This window comes from Streptomyces sp. x-19, from assembly GCF_046549115.1.
GTDB lineage: Bacteria > Actinomycetota > Actinomycetes > Streptomycetales > Streptomycetaceae > Streptomyces > Streptomyces albulus_C.
This window is the reverse complement of sequence record NZ_JAJPWK010000003.1, coordinates 515,535-534,942: the sequence shown is the minus strand read 5'-3', so window position 1 is coordinate 534,942 and position 19,408 is coordinate 515,535. Positions and strand designations below refer to the sequence as shown.

Sequence of the window (19,408 nt, the reverse complement as noted above, 5' to 3'; positions counted from 1 at the left end):
GCTAGCCGCGGACCACCCGGAAGACGATCCCCGCGTCCTGGAGGCGCCGGGTCAGGGCGTCGCCCATGGCGACGGCCGTCGTCACCTGGCCCGCGGTGTCCGGGAGGTCGTCGAAGGCGAGGCTGAGCGCTCCCTCGGCGAGCATCTTCGCGGTCTCGTCGTAACCGGGATCGCCGCCCCTGACCTCGGTTACCAGGTGCGCACCTCCGCCCGACGCCACGAACCGCACCGCGAACCAACTCCGCGCCCGGCGCTGCGGACTCGGTCCCTCGCCCGGTTGCAGCCGTCCGGACAGCCATCGCCGGACGGGTGGTACCTGGGCGAGTGCCGCAAGGGCCCCGGCGCCCGCCGTCGCGGCCACCGCGGTCGGCAGTCGGCGCACCCCCGCGTAGTGCCGGTAGCGGAAATCGGGGCCGTACTGGTCGAGGGCGGCCGCGGAGCGGGCCACGACCTGCGGGTCCAGGGTCGGCAGTGGCAGGCCCCAGGTGCCGGTGTCCCGGCTCCGTACGGGCGGCCCGAACGGGGCGCGCACGATGCGGCCCGCGGGCTGCGGTTCGACCCGGCGACGGGCCCGCGCGGCCCGCGCCATGGCGGCCGGCCGGGAGGCCGCGGTGAGCGCGGAGGAGAGCGTCCCGCCGGAGAACGTGGCGTCGGTCCGCACGAATCCGTCGATGCGCAGCGGCACCCCCTTGGGGAGCAGGCCCACCGTGTAGTGCACGCCGAGGTCGTACGGGACGGAGTCGAAGCCGCAGGCGTGGACGAGCCGTGCCCCGGTGGCCCGGGCGGTGGCGTCGTGGCGCAGGTACGTCCGGTCGACGAACTCCGCCTCGCCCGTGAGGTCCAGGTAGTCGGTGCCGGCCTCGGCGCACGCCGCGACCAGGGGTTCGCCGTGCCGGAGGTAGGGCCCGACGGTGGTGGCCAGGACGCGGGTGGCGGCGGCGAGGGCGCGCAGCGACCCGGGGTCGGCACTGTCGGCCCGCAGCAGCGGGAGGTCCGCGCAGTCCGGGTTGACGGTCGCCAACTGGTCGCGCAGTCGTTCCAGTTTGGCGGTGCTGCGACCGGCGAGCGCCCAGCGGCAGCCTTCGGGGGCGTGCCGCGCGAGGTACTCCGCGGTGAGGGCGCCGGCGAACCCGGTCGCTCCGTACAGGACGAGGTCGTGGTCCCGTCCTGAGGTGTCCTGCCGTGACATCTGCGTCCTCTCTGGTCCGAGGTCCGGACCCTAAGGACTTGTTGACGGATACGTCAACGACGGGGCGGGTCGGCGGGGTTGCCATGGGCGATCCGAGAGGCGGTCCGCGGTGCGTCCGGTCTTGACGCGGCGGGGGAGGCCGGCCAGATTCATGCGGTGAGGTGGGACATCCGATGTCCGGCTTGTCCCGGGGTGTGGGGCGGGCGAGTCGGGCCGCTCCTGGAGGAGGCCGGCTCCTGTGACGACGCAGTCCGCGGATCCGGCTGGCCGGGGCCCGCGCAGGGCGTGGTACCGCGAGGTCACCCCGCGCCAGTGGAAGGCGCTGTCCGCCGCGTGGATCGGCTATCTCCTCGACGGCTTCGACTTCGTGCTGATCACCCTGGTGTTGACCGAGGTCGCCGACGACTTCCGACTGGACACCGCGACCGCCGCCTCGCTGGTCTCCGCCGCCTTCATCACCCGTTGGTTGGGCGGTGCCCTCCTGGGGGCGATGGGTGACCGCCACGGCCGCAAGGCAGCCATGATCGCCAGCATCCTGCTCTACTCGCTCGGCACCTTCGCCTGCGGGTTCGCCTGGGACTACACCAGCCTGTTCGTCGCCCGACTGGTGATCGGGCTGGGCATGGCGGGGGAGTACAGCACCAGCGTGACGTATGTGCTGGAGAGCTGGCCCGCCCGGTTGCGCAACCGCGCTTCCGGGTTCCTGATCTCCGGCTACGCCGGCGGTACGGCCGTCGCGGCGCAGGTCTACGCCTGGGTGGTGCCCGCGTGGGGCTGGCGCTGGATGTTCTGGCTAGGGGTGCTGCCCGTACTGGTCGCACTGTGGATGCGCCGGTCGCTGCCGGAGGCCGGGGACTGGCACGCGGAGGTCGCCAGCGCGCGCGGCGGCGACGGTGCGGCGCCCCCGGACCGGCCGCATCCGATCCGCCCGCTGTTCACCGGTCGCCTGCGCCGCCGGGCGAACGCGGCCCTGGCGACGCTCGCGACGGTCGCACTGTTCTGCGCGTTCACCCCCTGGGGTGCGGGGTTCGTGCCGTGGTCGGCCGGGCTCGCCGCCCTGTGCCTGCTGGCCTTCGCCGCCCAACTGGGCGGGCGTCGTGGCTGGCTGCTGCACGTCTCCTTGATGGTGACGGTGTTCTGCGCCTTCCTCTACAGCTGGCCGGTGCAGGCCCTGTTGCCGACCTACCTCAAGACCGACCTGGGATACCCACCCGCGCAGGTCGGCGACGTGATGTTCGTCGCGGGCTTCGGCGCCATGGCCGGCTGCTGGCTGGCCGGCTTCACCGGGGACCTGCTCGGGACCCGGCGCGCCTACGCGTGCACCCTGCTGGCCTCACTGGCCTTCGTGTTCCCGGTGTTCGCGGTGCGCGGGAGCGTACTGGGGCTGGGCGTGTTGCTCTTCGTCCTGCTGGCGCTGGGGCAGGGCATCTCCGGGATCCTGCCGAAGTACATCGCCGGCCATTTCCCGACCGGGACCCGCGCCGCGTCGCTGGGCTTCGTCTACAACGCGGGGGCGCTGGGCGGAGCGGTGGCACCGGTCCTGGGGGCGCAGCTCGCCCGTGACATGCCCCTGGGGCGGGCGCTGGCGGTCCTCACCTTCGGGCTGACGCTGCTGGTCGTGCTCCTCGTGGGCGGCGACGTCCCGCGGCGACTCGCACGGCTGGTGGACCGTCAGGTGCCCGGTGACCACCTCGTGCCGCAGACGGCGGGTGGCGCGGAGACGGCCGAGGGGCGTGGGCGCGGCGCCCCGCGCGGCGAGTCGTCTTCCGGTGCGGCGTAGCGCCGGAACGGGGGCGGGCCGGTGCCGCCGGCCGCGGGCCCGGCCGGATTCATTCGGTGCTGTCGTCCCGCCGTCCCAGCGCCACCCCGCGGACCCCCTCCAACTCCGTCAGCGCCTCCACCAGGGGATGCGCGGAGCCGTCGCCCTCCAACCGGAGCAGTACCTCGGCCGCCACCTGGGTGTCGTCCGGGCGGGTCTCCACCTGGACGTCGGTGACGCGGAACCCGCTGCCGGTGCACAGCTCCAACATCCTCCCGAGCAGACCGTGTTGCGTCTGATAGGTGAGGCGCAGGTCTATCCGGTTGTGGGACGGCCCGGCGGTGATCCGCTCCGACACCTTGGAGAAGCCGCGCACGATCAGGAAGTGCACGGCCGTCGCGCCGATCGCGAGCAGCGGCAGTCCGCCACCGCAGGCCATCCCGATGGCGCAGGTCAACCAGATGGTCGCGGCCGTCGTCAGCCCCCGGACCGCGTCCTTGCGCACGAAGATGAGACCGCCGCCGATGAACCCGATGCCGGAGACGACCTGCGCGGCGACCCGGGACGGGTCCAATGCCACGCCGTCCGCGCCCAGCAGCGCGCCGAAGCCGTGGATCGACACCTCCATGAACAGCGCGCTGCCCACCCCGACGAGGGTGTGGGTGCGCAGCCCGGCGCTCTTCTGCCGGGCCTCGCGCTCCAATCCGATCAGCGAGGACAGCAAGAGGGCGATGGCCAGCTCGGCGAACTGGCGCGGGCCCTGGCCGGCATGGACGTCGAAGAGTGCGGCGGCGAGGTGTGACATGACGGCATTGTCCCTCCGCCGGACCACCGCGGGGCGCTCCACGGGCCGTTGTCAGTGGTCGCGGTTAGCGTGGGGGCGATGGGCGGTGCGGGCTCCCGCGCGGCCCGTCCCGGGTGCCGAGGACGGCGTCGGACGGGGGAGTGGACGTGGAGGACGGGATGGCGCAGGCGGCGCGGTCGAGGACGGTACCGGCGCGCAGTCGCGTGCGCCCGCCGCGGATAGCCCCCGAGCTGCTCATCGGCCGGCTCGGCGGGGGATGACGGCGCGGCGACAGGCGCGCGAAGGCCCGTGACGGCGGTGGCAGTTGAGCACCGTCGCCACGGGCCTTCGTCGTTCGCGACCACGGGGCACGGGGGCTTGTGGAAAGTGGAACACGTTCTTAACATCACGAGTGTTACATCAGAAGTGTCACAGTGTGGAAGGCGTGGGGCGCGATGACGCAGTCAGGCAACGGCCCGCTCGGCGGGGTGCGGGTGGTGGAGCTCGCCGGCATCGGCCCCGGCCCCTTCGCGGCCATGCTGCTGGCCGACCTCGGCGCCGACGTCGTGCGGGTCGACCGCCCCGGAGGCGCCGGGCTGGGCATCGATCCGGCGTGTGACCTCACCAACCGCAACAAGCGCTCGATGCTGGTGGACCTGAAGCAACCCGCCGGAGTCGCCCGCGTCCTCGACCTGGCCGAGCGCGCCGACGTCCTGATCGAGGGGTACCGGCCGGGAGTGGCCGAGCGGCTGGGCGTCGGGCCCGAGCCGTGTCTGGCGCGCAACCCCCGCCTGGTCTACGGCCGGATGACCGGCTGGGGCCAGGCGGGGCCGCTCGCCGGCACCGCCGGCCACGACATCGGCTACATCGCCCTCACCGGCGCCCTCGGCATGATCGGCCCGGCCGACGGACCGCCCGCGATCCCCGCCAACCTGCTCGGCGACTACGCCGGCGGTTCGCTCTACCTCGTCATCGGCGTGCTCGCGGCCCTCCAACACGCCCGCACCGAAGGCGGGACGGGCCAGGTCGTGGACGCCGCGATCGTCGACGGCACGGCCCACCTGACGGCGATGATCCACGGCATGCTGGCCGCCGGTGGCTGGCAGGACCGGCGCGGCGCCAACCTCCTCGACGGCGGCGCGCCGTTCTACGGCACCTACGAGACCGCCGACGGCGGCCACATGGCCGTCGGCGCGTTGGAGCAGCGGTTCTACGCCGAGTTCATCCGGCTGCTCGGCATCGAGGACGAAGTCCCCGGCCGGGACGACCTCGCGGCCTGGGGCGACCTGCGCACCGCCATCGCCGCCCGTTTCCGGACCCGCACCCGGGACGAGTGGACCGCGGTCTTCCAGGAGTCCGACGCCTGCGTCGCCCCGGTGCTCTCCCTGCGCGAGGCCCCGGGGCACCCGCACCTCGCGGCCCGCGGGACCTTCACCGAGCACGCCGGTCTGACCCAGCCCGCCCCCGCGCCCCGCTTCTCGGCCACCCCGGGGGCCCTCCGCAGGGCTCCCGCCCTCCCCGGAGCGGACACCGAAGAGGTCGTCCGCGACTGGCAACTGCCCGGCCTCGCCGAGCCGGCCGACGACCCGCACCGCACCGAGCCGAAGGAGACGGCCCGTTGACGCAGCAGTCCACCGCCCTTGCGGACGCGACCGCTCCGCGCCGCCGCGCCCGAGCCGTCGCCGCGGCACGCCGCCCGGCGCGGGACACCGCCCGACCCCACGGCCGCCAGCCGGCCGCGCTCCCCCTTGAGGCGCCCGGCTCCGTCCACGGCCGCAAGCGGAGGGCCGGGGCCACAGCGCGGGAGGGGTTCCGTGCGCCCTGGACGCCGTACGGCACCGACGGGTTCGTCCGCGAGCCCGGTGCGCGCCAGCCACCGCCGGCCGACGCCCCCAGGCCGCCGCGGGCAGGCGCCCGCGGCGGCCGGATCCCCGCGCACCGGGCGGCCGCCGCCATGGTGCGCACCGTCCAGCCCATAGGCCCCGACCCCGCCGAGCTCACCGAGACCGTCGAGCACCGGCTCTGAGGGGACGCGCGCGCCACGCCCGCCCGGGGCGATCCCCGGCCCCGTCCGAGCAGCCCGTCGACCATCCAGGCCCATCCCCGAAGGGACAGCAGAGTGGAGCGCCAGATCTTCACCGAGGACCACGACGCCTTCCGCGCCACGGTGCGCACCTTCCTCGCCAAGGAGGTGACGCCGCATTACGAGCAGTGGGAGAAGGACGGCATCGTCAGCCGGGACGCCTGGCGGGCGGCCGGCCGACAAGGTCTGCTGGGCCTGGCCGTGCCCGAGGAGTACGGCGGCGGGGGCACCACGGACTTCCGCTACAGCGCCGTCCTCGCCGAGGAATTCACCCGCGCCGGCACCCCCGGCTTCGCCATCGGACTGCACAACGACATCGTCGGCCCCTACCTGACCTCGCTCGCCACCGAGGAGCAGAAGCGCCGCTGGCTGCCGGGGTTCTGCAGCGGGGAGACGATCACGGCGATCGCGATGACCGAGCCCGGCGCCGGCTCCGACCTCCAGGGCATCCGCACCACCGCGGAGGACCGCGGCGACCACTGGGTGCTCAACGGCTCCAAGACCTTCATCTCCAACGGCATCCTCGCCGACCTCGTCATCGTCGTCGCCAAGACCACCCCCGAGGGCGGCGCGCACGGCCTGAGCCTGCTGGTCGTCGAACGGGGCGCGGAGGGTTTCGAGCGCGGCCGCAACCTCGACAAGATCGGCCAGAAGTCGCAGGACACCGCCGAACTGTTCTTCCACGACGTGCGGGTGCCCAAGGAGAACCTCCTCGGCGATCTCCACCGCGCCTTCGTGCACCTGATGACCAACCTCGCGCAGGAGCGGATGGCGATAGCGATCGCAGGGATAGCCGCCGCCGAGCACCTGCTGGAGACCACCACCCGGTACGTCAAGGAGCGCGAGGCGTTCGGCCGCCCGCTGGCCAAGCTCCAGCACGTCCGGTTCGAGATCGCCGAGATGGCCACCGAGTGCGCGGTCACCCGGGCCTTCCTCGACCGCTGCATCACCGACCACTCCGAGGGCACCCTCGACGCCGTGCACGCCTCCATGGCCAAGTGGTGGGCCACCGAGCTCCAGAAGCGGGTGGCCGACCGCTGCCTCCAGCTGCACGGTGGATACGGCTACATGACGGAATATCCGGTCGCCCGGGCCTTCACCGACGGCCGCATCCAGACCATCTACGGAGGGACGACCGAGATCATGAAGGAGATCATCGGCCGCTCCCTGCTCGGCTAACCCTCCCCGACCGCGCCGTCCCGGGCCCCGACACCAGCGGCCGACACCGCGATCCCGACCCCGGCCGGAAAGAAAGGCTTTTCTGTGAGCACCGAAGCGTACGTGTACGACGCGATCCGCACCCCCCGCGGTCGCGGCAAGGCCAACGGCGCCCTGCACGGCACCAAGCCGATCGACCTGGTCGTCGGCCTGATCCACGAGGTGCGGCGGCGCTTCCCCGACCTGGACCCGGCCGCGATCGACGACATCGTGCTGGGCGTGGTCGGACCCGTCGGCGACCAGGGCTCGGACATCGCCCGGATCGCCGCGATCGCCGCCGGACTGCCCGACACCGTCGCCGGCGTACAGGAGAACCGCTTCTGCGCCTCCGGCCTGGAAGCCGTCAACATGGCCGCGGCCAAGGTCCGTTCGGGCTGGGAGGACCTGGTCCTGGCGGGCGGCGTGGAGTCGATGTCGCGGGTTCCGATGGCCTCCGACGGCGGCGCCTGGTTCGCCGACCCGATGACCAACTTCGACACCGGCTTCGTCCCGCAGGGCATCAGCGCCGACCTCATCGCCACCATCGAGGGGTACTCCCGCCGCGACGTCGACGAGTACGCCGCGCTCTCCCAGGAACGGGCCGCCGCGGCGTGGAAGGACGACCGCTTCGCACGCTCGGTGGTCCCCGTCCAGGACCGCAACGGCCTGGTCGTCCTCGACCACGACGAGCACCTGCGCCCCGGCACCACCGCCGACTCGCTCGCGGGCCTGAAGCCGTCGTTCGCCGCCATCGGCGACGCCGGCGGCTTCGACGCGGTCGCGCTCCAGAAGTACCACTGGGTCGAGAAGATCGACCACGTCCACCACGCCGGCAACTCCTCCGGCATCGTGGACGGCGCCGCGCTGGTCGCCATCGGCTCCAAGGAGGTCGGCGAGCGGTACGGCCTCACCCCGCGGGCCCGCATCGTCTCCGCCGCGGTCTCCGGCTCCGAGCCCACGATCATGCTCACCGGCCCCGCGCCCGCCAGCCGCAAGGCCCTGGCCAAGGCCGGTCTGACCATCGACGACATCGACCTGGTCGAGATCAACGAGGCGTTCGCCGCGGTCGTCCTGCGGTTCGTCAAGGACATGGGCCTCAGCCTGGACAAGGTCAACGTCAACGGCGGCGCCATCGCCCTGGGCCACCCCCTCGGCGCCACCGGCGCGATGATCCTCGGCACCCTCGTCGACGAACTGGAGCGGCAGGACAAGCGCTACGGCCTGGCCACCCTCTGCGTCGGCGGCGGCATGGGCGTCGCCACCGTCATCGAGCGCCTCTGACCCCTCGTCCCACCCACCACGGAGTACTACCCATGAGTGAATCCGCTGCTGCGTCGACCATCCGCTGGGAACAGGACGAGACCGGTGTCGTCACCCTGGTCCTCGACGACCCCCACCAGTCCGCCAACACCATGAACAACGCCTTCAAGACCTCCCTGACCGCGGTCGCCGACCGCCTGGAGGCCGAGAAGGACAGCATCCGCGGCATCATCGTCACCTCCGCCAAGAAGACCTTCTTCGCCGGCGGCGACCTGCGCGACCTGATCGCCGTCACCCCCGCCCAGGCACAGCAGGCGTTCGAGGCCGGCAACGGCATCAAGCGCGACCTGCGCCGGATCGAAACGCTCGGCAAGCCCGTGGTCGCCGCCATCAACGGCGCCGCGCTGGGCGGCGGCTACGAGATCGCCCTGGCCTGCCACCACCGCATCGCCCTGGACACCCCCGGCACCAAGATCGGCCTGCCCGAGGTCACCCTCGGCCTGCTGCCGGCCGGCGGTGGCGTCACCCGCACCGTCCGGCTGCTGGGCATCACCGACGCGCTGCTGAAGGTGCTCCTCCAGGGCACCCAGTACGACGCCGCGCGCGCCAAGGACAACGGGCTGATCCACGAGGTCGCCGAGACGCGGGACGAACTGCTCGCCAAGGCGCGGGAGTTCATCGACGCCCACCCCGAGTCCCAGCAGCCCTGGGACGCCCCGGGTTACAAGATCCCCGGCGGCACCCCGGCGCACCCGAAATTCGCCGCCAACCTCCCGGCGTTCCCCGCCAACCTCAAGAAGCAGCTCAACGGTGCCCCCTACCCGGCGCCGCGCAACATCCTCGCCGCGGCCGTCGAGGGGTCCCAGGTCGACTTCGAGACCGCCCAGACCATCGAGGCCCGCTACTTCGTCGAGCTGGTCACCGGCCAGGTCTCCAAGAACATGATCCAGGCGTTCTTCTTCGACCTCCAGGCCGTCAACTCCGGTGCCAACCGCCCCAAGGACGTCGCGCCGCACACGGTCCGCAAGGTCGCCGTCCTCGGCGCCGGCATGATGGGCGCCGGCATCGCCTACGCCTGCGCCAAGGCCGGCATCGAGGTCGTCCTCAAGGACGTCACCCTGGAGGCGGCCCAACGGGGCAAGGAGTACTCCGAGGGGCTGCTCACCAAGGCGTTGGCCAGGGGGCGCACCACCGAGGCGAAGCGCGACGCGCTGCTGGCGCGGATCACGCCCACCGCCGAGCCCGCCGACCTCGCCGGCTGCGACGCGGTCATCGAGGCGGTCTTCGAGGACGTCGCCCTCAAGCACAAGGTGTTCAAGGAGATCCAGCACGTCGTCGAGCCCGACGCGTTGCTGTGCTCCAACACCTCCACCCTGCCCATCACGTTGTTGGCCGAAGGCGTCGAGCGGGACGCAGACTTCATCGGCCTGCACTTCTTCTCGCCCGTCGACAAGATGCCGCTGGTGGAGATCATCAAGGGTGAGCGGACCGGTGACGAGGCGCTGGCCCGCGCCTTCGACCTCGTCCGCCAGATCCGCAAGACCCCCATCGTCGTCAACGACTCCCGAGGCTTCTTCACCTCCCGGGTCATCGGCCACTTCATCAACGAGGGCGTGGCGATGATCGGCGAGGGCCTCGACCCCGCCTCGGTCGAACAGGCCGCGGCCCAGGCCGGCTACCCGGCCAAGGTGCTGTCCCTGATGGACGAGCTGACCCTCACCCTCCCGCGCAAGATCCGCAACGAGACCAGGCGCGCCGTCGAGGAGGCCGGCGGCACCTGGCAGCCGCACCCGGCCGACGCCGTCATCGACCGCATGGTCGACGAGTTCGACCGCCCCGGGCGCAGCGGCGGGGCCGGCTTCTACGACTACGGCGACGACGGCCGGCGCGTCGGCCTGTGGCCCGGGCTGCGCGAGCACTTCCAACAGGAGGGCGCCGCCGTCCCGTTCCGGGACATGCAGGAACGGATGCTGTTCTCCGAGGCGCTGGACACCGTCCGCTGCCTGGAGGAGGGCGTGCTGACGTCCGTCGCCGACGCCAACATCGGCTCCATCTTCGGCATCGGCTTCCCCGGGTGGACCGGCGGCGTGCTCCAGTACGTCAACGGCTACCAGGGCGGGCCGGGCCGGGAGGAACTCGTGGGCCTGCCCGGGTTCGTGGCCCGCGCCCGTGAGTTGCAGGCGGCCTACGGCGACCGGTTCGCGCCCTCCGCGCTGCTGGTCGAGAAGGCCGAGCGGGGCGAGAAGTTCAGCGACTGAGCCGGACGCGCGGGGGCGGGCCGGCGCGGCCCGCCCCCGTCACCGGCCGGTCGCGCCGTCGGCCCCGTTCGGGCCCGTGCAGTCCGCCCGGCCGTCGTGCTCGCCGGTGCCCAGCCACTCCCGCAGCTCTTCCTTCATCGACCGTTGGAAGGCGGTGACCAGTGCTTGCACCACCATCGGCTGCATGTGCGCGGAGAGCGACTTCATCCGCGCCACCTCCTCGGCGTCCGGCCCGCCGTCCTGGTAGGGCTCCCACACCTCGTCCTTGAACAGCCGGCTGAGCTCCCGGGCGGCCGAGCGGGTGTGCTCGATGACGACGGTGCGGGCCGCCAGGATCGTCTCCAGGGCGATCGGCACGTCGAGCAGCCGCGCCCCCAGGTGCAACAGCCCCGGGTCGACCCGGAAGACGTCCGGCTCCTCGGTGCGGACCAGGACGTTCATCGCCGCCAGCCGGTCGAGGTCCTCCTCGGTCAGCTCCCGTCCGACCCGTCGTTCCAGCTGGTCCCGGGTGGCGTCCTCGGCCTTGTCCGGGATCCAGCTCGCCACCAGGGCGCGGTGGATGGCCAGGTCCTGGGCGCTCAGGTCGGGCGGCAGCTGCGCCAGGTAGCGTTCGATGGCGGACAGGGTCAGGCCCTGGTGCTGGAGTTCCTCGATCAGCGCGAGCCGCGAGAGGTGGTCCGGCCCGTAGCGACCGACCCGGCGCGGGCCGATCTCGGGCGGCGGGAGCAGTCCGCGGGTGCTGTAGAAGCGGATCGTGCGGACCGTGACGCCGGCGCGGGCGGCGAGTTCGTCGACCGTCAGGTCGGGGGCGGACTCCATCATGTTCAACAGTATTGCTGTCTCACCAGTCCTGTGAAACCTTCGTCACCGCTCAGCGCGCGGCCGGGCCCCCTTCGCGAGGGCCCGCATCCTCCGTACGGTCCGTAGCTCAGGCCCACGCCTTCGGGAGGCGCCATGACCACGCTCCTGCGCATGCCCGGCGCGCCGGGCGAACTCACCCTGCCGGCACTGCTGTTGCGCAACGCCGAGGACCACGGTGCCCGGCCCGCACTGTCCTGGCGCGCGCCCGACGGCGGCGGCTGGCGGACGCTCAGTTGGGCGGCGGCGCGCCGCCGGATCGGCGAACTGGCCGCCGGGTTCCGGGCGCTCGGCGTCCGGCGCGGCGAGATCGTGCTGCTCATGATGGGCAACCGGCCCGAGCACTGGCTCGGCGACCTGGCCCTGGTGCACCTGGGCGCGGTGCCGGTCACGGTCTACGGCACCGCCGCCCCCGAGCAGATCGCCCACGTCGTCCGGCACAGCCGGGCCCGCCTGGCCGTGGTGGAGGGCCCCCGGGAGCGGGCCCGCTGGGAGCCGCTGCTCGACGATCCGGCGGCGCGGCTGGAGCGCCTGGTGGTCGTCGAGCCGGCGGACGACCCGTCGGGCACCGGGGGTGCGACGGCCCGGTGCGAGGGCTTCGCCGCGGTGGCGGCCCGCGGCGCCGAGGCGTACGACCCGGTGTCCTTCGAGGCGGCCTGGCGGCAGGGCGACCCGGACGACACGCTCACCGTCGTCTACACCTCCGGCACGACCGGCGACCCCAAGGGGGTGGTGGTCAGCCACCGCCACGTGCTGCTCAACGCGGTGGCGCTGGACGGCGTCGTCGAGCTGCCGGACCACGCCGTGCACCTGTCCTACCTCCCGTTCGCGCACATCGCCGAGCGGATGCTGGGCCTCTACCTGCCGGTCTTCCGGGCCGCGCACGTCCACCTGTGCCCGGATCCGGCCCAGGTGGCGCCGCTCGCGCGGGAGCTGCGGCCGGCGCAGTTCTTCGGGGTGCCGCGGGTGTGGGAGAAGCTGGCGGCGGCCGTCGGCGGCGCCCTCGCGGAGTTGCCCGAGGAGCACCGGGCGGCCGTGGCGGCGGCCGCCGAGACCGCCCGGGCGCACGTCGCCCACCGGGAGCGCGGGCAGCGGCCGCCCGACGGGCTGGCGGCGGCGTACGCCGCGGCGAAGGCGCAGGTACTGGACCCGCTGCTGGCGGCGGCCGGTTTCGACCGGCTGGTGTGGACGGCGAGCGCCTCGGCGCCGATGCCCCCGGAGGTGGTGCGGTTCTGGGCCGGCTTCGGCATCGTGATCATGGATGCGTGGGGGCTGACCGAGACCGTGGGGGTGGCCACGACCAACGCCCCGGGCGGCTTCCGGCTGGGTTCGGTGGGACGGCCGCTCGCCGGTCTGGAGGTGCGCACGGCCGCCGACGGGGAGATCGAGGTGCGCGGCCGGACGGTCTGCGCGGGCTACCTCCGGGAGGACGGGACGGTGGAGCCGGCCACCGGCGCGGACGGCTGGTTCCGCACCGGCGACGTCGGGCGGATCGACGCGGACGGCTACCTGTGGCTCACCGACCGCAAGAAGGACATGATCGTGACGTCGACCGGCAAGAACGTCTCGCCCGCGCTGGTCGAGAACGCCCTCAAGGAGCATCCGCTCATCGGGCAGGCGCTGGCGCACGGCGACGGCCGGTCGTACGTGGTGGCGCTGCTGGTGCTCGATCCGGAGCTGGCTCCGGCCTGGGCGGCCCGGCACGGCATCGAGGGGAGCCTGTCGGAACTGGCCCGGCACCCGGACGTCCGGGCGGAGGTCGAGCGGGGCGTCGAAGCGGCCAACTCGCGACTAAACCGCACGGAACAGGTCAAGCGATTTTCCTTGTTGGGCGAGGAATGGCGGCCGGAAACTGGCGAACTCACCCCCTCGTTGAAGCTCCGTCGCCGTGTCATTCGCCACAAATATGGACAAATCCTAGAGCGAATGTACGCCATGTGATCTCTCACACAGACGGGGGGCCACTCTTCGGGGAAGGTGTGCCGACTGGCCGTTCGCGCGATCCGCGGTGCCGGTCACGTGCAAGCTCTCCGAAAGCGAGATGAACCACCAGTGAGCACAGAAACCGTCGTGGATGAAGCCCAGCGGCCATCGGACGGGGGGAGCGGGGTCCAGCAGGACGCGGGGGACGCCGGCTACAGCAAGGCCCTCAAGGGCCGCCACATCAACATGATCGCCATCGGTGGCGCGATCGGCACCGGCCTCTTCCTGGGCGCCGGCGGGCGCCTGCACTCGGCCGGCCCCGCGCTGGCCATCGCCTACGCGGTCTGCGGCCTCTTCGCCTTCTTCGTCGTCCGGGCCCTCGGCGAACTGGTGGTGCACCGCCCGTCGTCCGGCTCGTTCGTCTCCTACGCCCGGGAGTTCCTGGGCGAGAAGGGCGCCTACGTCGCGGGCTGGATGTACGTCGTCAACTGGTCGACGACCGGCATCGCCGACATCACCGCGATCGCCCTGTACACCCACTACTGGAGCGCGTTCACCAGCATCCCGCAGTGGGTGATGGCGCTGATCGCGCTGGCGGTGGTGCTCACGATCAACCTGATATCCGTGAAGATCTTCGGTGAGATGGAGTTCTGGTTCGCGATCGTCAAGGTCGCGGCACTGGTCGCCTTCATGTTCATCGGGATCTTCCTGCTGGCCACCCAGCACCCGGTCGACGGACACACCCCGGGCCTGAACCTGATCACCGACCACGGCGGCTTCTTCCCGACCGGTCTGATGCCCGTGGTGATCGTGCTCCAAGGCGTCGTGTTCGCGTACTCCGCGGTCGAGCTCGTCGGCGTCACCGCCGGTGAGACCAGCGAGCCGCACAAGGTCGTCCCCAAGGCCGTGAACTCGATCATGTGGCGGGTCGGCATCTTCTACGTCGGCTCGGTGGTCCTGCTGGCCATGCTGCTGCCGTGGAACGTCTTCAGCGCCAACGAGAGCCCCTTCGTCACCGTGCTGTCGCACGTCGGCATCCCGCACGCCGGCGACGTGATGAACCTCGTCGTGCTCACCGCGGCGATGTCCAGCCTGAACTCCGGGCTCTACTCCACCGGTCGCATCCTGCGCTCGATGTCCATGGCGGGCTCCGCGCCGAAGTTCGCCGCGCGGATGAACCGCAGCCAGGTGCCGTACGGCGGCATCATGCTCACCTCCACCGTGTGCGTGCTCGGTGTCGGGCTCAACGCCTGGTTGCCGAGCCAGGCGTTCGAGATCGTGATCAACATCGCGGCGCTGGGCATCATCAGCACCTGGTGCACGATCATGATCTGTCACATGGTGTTCGTCCGTCGGTCCGAGGCCGGCCTGGTCGAGCGTCCGCGCTTCCGCCTGCCGGGCACGCCGATCACGGACATCGCCACCATCGTCTTCCTGATCGGCGTCATCGTGCTGATGTGGTTCGACGACGGCGTCGGCCGGCAGACCGTCCTGTTGATCCCGGTGCTCGCCGCCGCGCTGGTCGGTGGGTGGTTCGTGGTCCGCGGTCGGGTCCGCCGGATCGCCGAGGAGCGTGAACTCGCGAAGTAGTACGGGGGAAGCCCCACGCCTGCACGCCGGAGGGCGGCCGCGGTGGACCGGAAGGTCGCCGCGGCCGCCCTCCGGCGTGCGGGATCAGCCGCCGATCAGCGGATAGTGGTCGGAGAGGTTGGTGTAGGTGTACTGCTTGCCCCAGCTGGAGACGGTCCAGGGCGCCGACTCCTCCTTGACCACCGTGTTCTGCCAACCGGCGGGCCGGGCATGGCCGTTGCGGAAGAGCACGTAGTCCAGGTCCTCGCGGGGGTCGTTCGGGTAGCGGTACTTGGCGATCGAGTTCTCCGCGGTGTCGAAGGAGTACGGGTGGCCCGTGCGCCGGTCGGCGGGCGCCAGGTCCGCGTTGGCCAGCAGGGCCGCGTACTCGCTGCCGTGGAAGTCGATGTTCAGGTCGCCGGCGACCATGACCTCCTCGTTCGCCGGGATGTTCTTGGCGTCGAGGAAGGTGTCCAGTTCCTTGAGCTGCTTGGCGCGGTCGGCGGCGGCCTCGCCGGCCTTGCAGCCCGAGTCGGTGGACTGGGTGTGGGTGCCGACGACGTGCACCTTGGTGCCGTTGACGTCCAGCACCGTGTAGACGAAGCCCTTGTTGGAGAAGGCGTCCGAACCACAGGCGTCCTTGTAGATGTACTGCTCCTTGCGCAGCACCGGCCACTTGCTCAGCAGCGTCACCCCGCCGTCCTCGGGCGTGACGGCCGAGTAGGCGCCCGAGGTGGCGTCCCAACCGCTTCGGCTGCGGCCGACCACCGGGGTCTGGTGCGGATACTCCGTGGCGGCCTGTGACGTGAGCGCGTCGGAGGAGGAGTTGTCGAAGGCTTCCTCAAGCACCACGACGTCGTTGCCGTGGAAGAAGTCCGCTGAGGCGATGGCCTGGGCGCGGTGGTCCTGGCCCCAGTTGGGATACAGGTTCTTGCTCATGAGGAAGGTGTTGTAGGTGAGCACCTTGAGTCGGGGCGCGCTCGCGGCGGCCCGGGGGCCGGTGGGGCCGGCTGGGGTCGAGGTCGTGGCGGCCGACGCGGTGGGGGTCGCGACGGCCAGCGCGGCGGTGAGGGCCGCGCAGAGCGCGGCGGCACGGGGAGTGCGCAGGGGGGAGTGCGGCACGGAAACTCCCTGGGAAGAGGGGGGACATGGGGTGTTGAACCGGCGACGCACATCAAACCAGCTGGGGTTACTTCTAGGTAACCTCCCGGCGGGCAGCAGATGTACAGACCGCAGCTCCAGTCGAGGGCGTCGCGTCCGCGCGCCGTGCTCCCGGGGCCGTGGAATCCCTCTGGGCAGCGGCTCGTTACAAAGTTATTCAGTTAGTGTCACTGTTGCTGACGGAGGGTGCGCCGGCCGGTGACGGTGTGCGGAGGGGGGCCGATGACGGACGAACAGCGGGTGCCAGAAGGGGTGTTGGCGGGGACGCCGGAAGCCGGGGGCGGGCCGTCGGAGAAGATCCTGGACGCCGCGCGGGAGCAGTTCATGACCTTCGGGCTGCGCCGATCCACCGTCGACGACGTGGCCAAGCGCGCCGGGGTCTCCCGGGTCACGGTGTACCGACGGGTCGGCAACAAGGACGAGTTGGTGCAGCGGGTGCTGCTGCGGGAGTACCGGCTGTTCGTGGCCGAGGTGGACGCGGCGGTGGCCGGGCTGCCGACGATGGAGGAGCGGATGGTGGAGGGGTTCGCCGCCATCCTGCGCCTGATCCGCGGGCATCCGCTGATCGGCGGGCTGCTGCGGTTGGAGCCGGAGACGATGCTGCCCCACCTGACGCTGGAGAGCGGGCCCTCCTTCCTCGCGATGCGCGGGTACCTGGCGGGACACCTGCGCCGGGCGCAACGGGCGGCGCAGGAGGGCGCCGACGGGGTGGGCGAGGAGCGCGCGGACCGGGACGCGGAAGGCGACGGGGACCCCACGGCGGTGGCCGAGCTGATGGTGCGGATCACCGTGTCGTTCCTGCTGAATCCGGTGAGCTGCTTCGCGTTGGACGACGACGAGCAGGCCCGGCGGTTCGCCCGGCGGTACCTCGCACCGCTGCTGCACCGGTGAGCGGCCGGACGGCCCCCGCCGGAGGCCGCCCCGCCGGGTGACTCCGACAACAAGGCCCGGCGCGAGAGGTGCCGCCGGTCAGCCGGTCAGAGCCGACTGTGCAGCCAGCGCCCCGCCGCGACGGCCCGGTCCACCCGGCGCGCCGGCGTGCTGAAGGAGGTCAGGTCCACGGGCGGGCGGAAGCGCCGGACGGTGAGCGCCTGCGGGGCGGTGAAGCCGCGCAGGCCCTCGGCGCCGTGGACCCGGCCGTGCCCGGACGCGCCGGACCCGCCGAACGGAAGGGCGGGGACGGCGGCGAAGCCGAGGACCGAATTGACCGATGCCGCCCCGGAGTCGAGGCGCGCGGCGACGGCGAGGCCGGTGCGGCGGCTGCCGGTGAAGACCGCCGCGCCCAGCGCGTAGGCGGAGGCGTTGGCGCGGGCCACCGCCTCGTCGAGGTCCCGGACGGCGTTGACCACGACGACCGGGCCGAAGGTCTCCTCCCGGACGGCGGGGGAGTCCTCGGGGACGTCGACCAGGACGACGGGGTGGGCGTGCGGCGGGGCGATCGACTCCGGTCCGCCGTGCAGGGCCCGCCCGCCGGCGGCCAGGGCGTCCTTGACGTGCCCCTCGACGGTGGCGAGTTGGGCGGTAAGGGTGAGCGGACCGTAGGCGGCGTCCGGTCCGGGGCCGGTGCGCAGGGCGCGGACGCGCCGGACGATCCGGTCGCAGAGCGCGGCGTGGACCGGCTCGGCGGCGTAGACGCGCTCCACGCCGGCGCAGGTCTGGCCGGCGTTGGCCAGGGCACCCCAGACGATGGCGTCGGCCGCCGCGTCCAGGTCGGCGGAGGCATCGACGAGGACGGCGTCCTTGCCGCCGCACTCGGCGAGGAGCGGGGTGAGCCGCTCCGCGCAGACCGCGGCGACCCTGCGCGCGGTCGCCGGGGAGCCGGTGAAGGCGATCTTGTCGGCGCCGGAGCGGACCAGCGCCTCGCCGGTGCTGCCCGGGCCGGTGACGGCCTGGAGGAGGTGCGGCTGGTCGGGGACCGCGTCGGCGAGCGTGGCGGCGAGCAGGACGCCCACGCCCGGGGTGAGTTCGGAGGGTTTGAGGACGACGGCGTTGCCGGCGGCGAGGGCGTGGCCGACGGAGCCCATGGGCGTGTAGAGGGGGTAGTTCCAGGGGCCGATGACGCCTATCACGCCCAGCGGCCGGTGGACGAGCAAAGCGCGCTGGTGGCATGCGAGCGGGCCGGAGGGGACGCGGCGGCGGCCGAGCACGCGACGGGCGTTGCGGGCCGCCCAGTCGAGGTGGACGAGGGCGAGCAGCACCTCGGCCCGGGCGTCGGCCGGTGGTTTGCCGGTCTCGGCGACGATCAGCTCGGCGAGTTCGTCCATCCGGCGGGCCAGCGACCGCTTCCAGACGAGCAGGCGACTGCGGCGGCCGGCCCAGCCGCAGGCCGCCCAGGCGCGGGCCGCCGCCCGGCCCCGGTCGACGGCGGTGCGGACCTCCTCGGGGCCGTGCACGGGATGTTCGCCGACGGGCTCGCCGGTGAGCGGCGAACGGGAGATCAGTACGGTCATCGGTCGTCCTCGGAGGGCAGGGGGCGCAGCGGGCGGTGCTGGGCCCAGGCGGGCCCGAGGTCGTCGAGGGCGTAGCCGAAGGGGTAGGAGCGGGGCCGCGACAGGCCCGGTCGCCCCTCGGGTCGTGGGGGCAGCAGCCGCACGAGGGCGGCCCGGGCGCGCAGCGTGCGGTGGGCCAGGGCCCGCAGCCAGGGCGGCTGCGGGGGGAATCCCAGGGCGTGCAGCAGGGGGTCGTCCAGCAGGGCGAGGGAGAAGCGGGCGACGGCGGGGCGCAGGACGGCCGGGTACCACGACGCCAGTACCCGGAAGGTGGCGTTGGCCACCCGGTGGTTGGCCGGGTGGTAGGCGAACGCGGCGGCCTCGTGGTCGTCGAGGAGCTTCTCGTAGTCGGCCATCGTGCGCGGCGCGTCGGCGATGCCCATCAGCGCGGCGAGCCGGTGGCCGACCAGGGCGAGGGCGGCCTTCTCGTTGGCGCACAGGGGACGCCAGCCGTAGCGGTCGATCCACCGCTTCGGGCCGACGACGGTGGTGGCCAGGACGTAGCGGAAGTCGTCGTCGGGGATGCGGTACTTGGCGTGGATGCGGTTGAGGTGGCGGGCCGCGGCGCGGCCCCGCTCCGAGTCGAAGCCGTCCGCGGACATCTCGTAGCCCAGGAGCACCGTGTCGTCGTAGCGTTTCTGTCCGTGGCGTTCGAACTCCTGGGTGCGGTCGAGGAGTTGGGAGATGCGCGGGACGCCGTAGTCGCGCAGGAACGCGACCGACACGCCCCGGGCGTAGTCCCAGGGGAATTCGTACTGGGTGATCCAGCGGAAGATCTGCTCGAAGTCCCGCTCGGGGTCCATCCGGCGGATCTCCCGCAGTCGGGCGTAGCGGCCCATGGCGCGTGCCTCCTGACGTGGGGTGGCGTGCGGTGGTCT

15 protein-coding genes are annotated in these 19,408 nt (G+C 72.6%); 9 read left to right on the top strand and 6 right to left on the bottom strand.

Features of this window, described 5'->3' with window-relative positions:
* Position 1 precedes the first annotated feature (1 nt).
* On the bottom strand, positions 2-1,189 hold the full coding sequence (locus tag ACLJT4_RS11015) for a saccharopine dehydrogenase family protein (RefSeq protein WP_411122101.1): 1,188 nt from the start codon (positions 1,187-1,189) through the stop codon (positions 2-4).
* 238 nt (positions 1,190-1,427) lie between these two features.
* Between ACLJT4_RS11015 and ACLJT4_RS11010 the strand changes: the two genes are divergently transcribed.
* Entirely contained in the window at positions 1,428-2,969 is a 1,542-nt protein-coding gene (locus ACLJT4_RS11010) for a sialate:H+ symport family MFS transporter (RefSeq protein ID WP_411122100.1), read from the top strand.
* 49 nt (positions 2,970-3,018) lie between these two features.
* Here the strand turns inward: ACLJT4_RS11010 and ACLJT4_RS11005 are convergent, their stop codons facing one another.
* Positions 3,019-3,753 (bottom strand): MgtC/SapB family protein, encoded by a 735-nt coding sequence (locus tag ACLJT4_RS11005; protein WP_411122099.1) that lies wholly within the window; start codon positions 3,751-3,753, stop codon positions 3,019-3,021.
* Between the two features lie 434 nt (positions 3,754-4,187).
* Here ACLJT4_RS11005 and ACLJT4_RS11000 point away from each other — a divergent pair, with 434 nt between their 5' ends.
* The 5 genes from ACLJT4_RS11000 to ACLJT4_RS10980 all read left to right on the top strand — a co-directional run bounded on the left by ACLJT4_RS11000 (position 4,188) and on the right by ACLJT4_RS10980 (position 10,530).
* Positions 4,188-5,354 carry a CaiB/BaiF CoA transferase family protein gene (locus ACLJT4_RS11000; RefSeq protein ID WP_411122098.1) on the top strand — a complete coding sequence of 389 codons (1,167 nt, stop codon included), beginning with the start codon at positions 4,188-4,190 and terminating at the stop codon, positions 5,352-5,354.
* Positions 5,351-5,758 carry a hypothetical protein gene (locus ACLJT4_RS10995; protein WP_411122097.1) on the top strand — a complete coding sequence of 136 codons (408 nt, stop codon included), beginning with the start codon at positions 5,351-5,353 and terminating at the stop codon, positions 5,756-5,758. The genes ACLJT4_RS11000 and ACLJT4_RS10995 overlap by 4 nt, the downstream gene beginning before the upstream one ends.
* 93 nt (positions 5,759-5,851) lie before the next feature.
* A complete protein-coding gene (locus tag ACLJT4_RS10990) occupies positions 5,852-6,994 on the top strand; it encodes an acyl-CoA dehydrogenase family protein (RefSeq protein ID WP_016574814.1) in 1,143 nt (380 codons plus the stop codon).
* Positions 6,995-7,078: 84 nt separating this feature from the next.
* Positions 7,079-8,293, top strand: coding sequence for an acetyl-CoA C-acetyltransferase (locus ACLJT4_RS10985; RefSeq protein ID WP_016574813.1), 1,215 nt, complete (start codon positions 7,079-7,081; stop codon positions 8,291-8,293).
* 32 nt (positions 8,294-8,325) lie between these two features.
* On the top strand, positions 8,326-10,530 hold the full coding sequence (locus ACLJT4_RS10980; RefSeq protein ID WP_411122096.1) for a 3-hydroxyacyl-CoA dehydrogenase NAD-binding domain-containing protein: 2,205 nt from the start codon (positions 8,326-8,328) through the stop codon (positions 10,528-10,530).
* A 39-nt stretch (positions 10,531-10,569) separates the two neighbouring features.
* Here the strand turns inward: ACLJT4_RS10980 and ACLJT4_RS10975 are convergent, their stop codons facing one another.
* Positions 10,570-11,352 carry a MerR family transcriptional regulator gene (locus tag ACLJT4_RS10975; RefSeq protein WP_411122095.1) on the bottom strand — a complete coding sequence of 261 codons (783 nt, stop codon included), beginning with the start codon at positions 11,350-11,352 and terminating at the stop codon, positions 10,570-10,572.
* A 132-nt stretch (positions 11,353-11,484) separates the two neighbouring features.
* Here ACLJT4_RS10975 and ACLJT4_RS10970 point away from each other — a divergent pair, with 132 nt between their 5' ends.
* Entirely contained in the window at positions 11,485-13,329 is a 1,845-nt protein-coding gene (locus ACLJT4_RS10970; protein ID WP_411122094.1) for an AMP-dependent synthetase/ligase, read from the top strand.
* A 129-nt stretch (positions 13,330-13,458) separates the two neighbouring features.
* On the top strand, positions 13,459-14,901 hold the full coding sequence (locus tag ACLJT4_RS10965; RefSeq protein ID WP_411122358.1) for an amino acid permease: 1,443 nt from the start codon (positions 13,459-13,461) through the stop codon (positions 14,899-14,901).
* Positions 14,902-14,985: 84 nt separating this feature from the next.
* Here ACLJT4_RS10965 and sph read toward each other — a convergent pair whose 3' ends face one another.
* Positions 14,986-16,002 carry a sphingomyelin phosphodiesterase gene (sph, locus tag ACLJT4_RS10960; RefSeq protein WP_411122093.1) on the bottom strand — a complete coding sequence of 339 codons (1,017 nt, stop codon included), beginning with the start codon at positions 16,000-16,002 and terminating at the stop codon, positions 14,986-14,988.
* Positions 16,003-16,263: 261 nt separating this feature from the next.
* On the opposite strand from sph, the gene ACLJT4_RS10955 reads away from it, so the two are divergent.
* Positions 16,264-16,932 (top strand): TetR/AcrR family transcriptional regulator, encoded by a 669-nt coding sequence (locus tag ACLJT4_RS10955; RefSeq protein WP_411122092.1) that lies wholly within the window; start codon positions 16,264-16,266, stop codon positions 16,930-16,932.
* Positions 16,933-17,018: 86 nt separating this feature from the next.
* On the opposite strand, the gene ACLJT4_RS10950 is transcribed toward ACLJT4_RS10955, so the two are convergent.
* Positions 17,019-18,491, bottom strand: coding sequence for an aldehyde dehydrogenase family protein (locus ACLJT4_RS10950; RefSeq protein ID WP_411122091.1), 1,473 nt, complete (start codon positions 18,489-18,491; stop codon positions 17,019-17,021).
* Positions 18,488-19,369 (bottom strand): oxygenase MpaB family protein, encoded by an 882-nt coding sequence (locus ACLJT4_RS10945; RefSeq protein ID WP_411122090.1) that lies wholly within the window; start codon positions 19,367-19,369, stop codon positions 18,488-18,490. The genes ACLJT4_RS10950 and ACLJT4_RS10945 overlap by 4 nt, the downstream gene beginning before the upstream one ends.
* Positions 19,370-19,408 lie beyond the last annotated feature (39 nt).

Coding starts and splice junctions, on each gene's coding strand:
- ACLJT4_RS11015 (WP_411122101.1), bottom strand. CDS start 1,189: ATGTCACGGCAGGACACCTCAGGACGGGACCACGACCTCGTCCTGTAC.
- ACLJT4_RS11005 (WP_411122099.1), bottom strand. CDS start 3,753: ATGTCACACCTCGCCGCCGCACTCTTCGACGTCCATGCCGGCCAGGGC.
- ACLJT4_RS11000 (WP_411122098.1), top strand. CDS start 4,188: ATGACGCAGTCAGGCAACGGCCCGCTCGGCGGGGTGCGGGTGGTGGAG.
- ACLJT4_RS10980 (WP_411122096.1), top strand. CDS start 8,326: ATGAGTGAATCCGCTGCTGCGTCGACCATCCGCTGGGAACAGGACGAG.
- ACLJT4_RS10975 (WP_411122095.1), bottom strand. CDS start 11,352: ATGATGGAGTCCGCCCCCGACCTGACGGTCGACGAACTCGCCGCCCGC.
- ACLJT4_RS10970 (WP_411122094.1), top strand. CDS start 11,485: ATGACCACGCTCCTGCGCATGCCCGGCGCGCCGGGCGAACTCACCCTG.
- ACLJT4_RS10955 (WP_411122092.1), top strand. CDS start 16,264: ATGACGGACGAACAGCGGGTGCCAGAAGGGGTGTTGGCGGGGACGCCG.
- ACLJT4_RS10950 (WP_411122091.1), bottom strand. CDS start 18,491: ATGACCGTACTGATCTCCCGTTCGCCGCTCACCGGCGAGCCCGTCGGC.
- ACLJT4_RS10945 (WP_411122090.1), bottom strand. CDS start 19,369: ATGGGCCGCTACGCCCGACTGCGGGAGATCCGCCGGATGGACCCCGAG.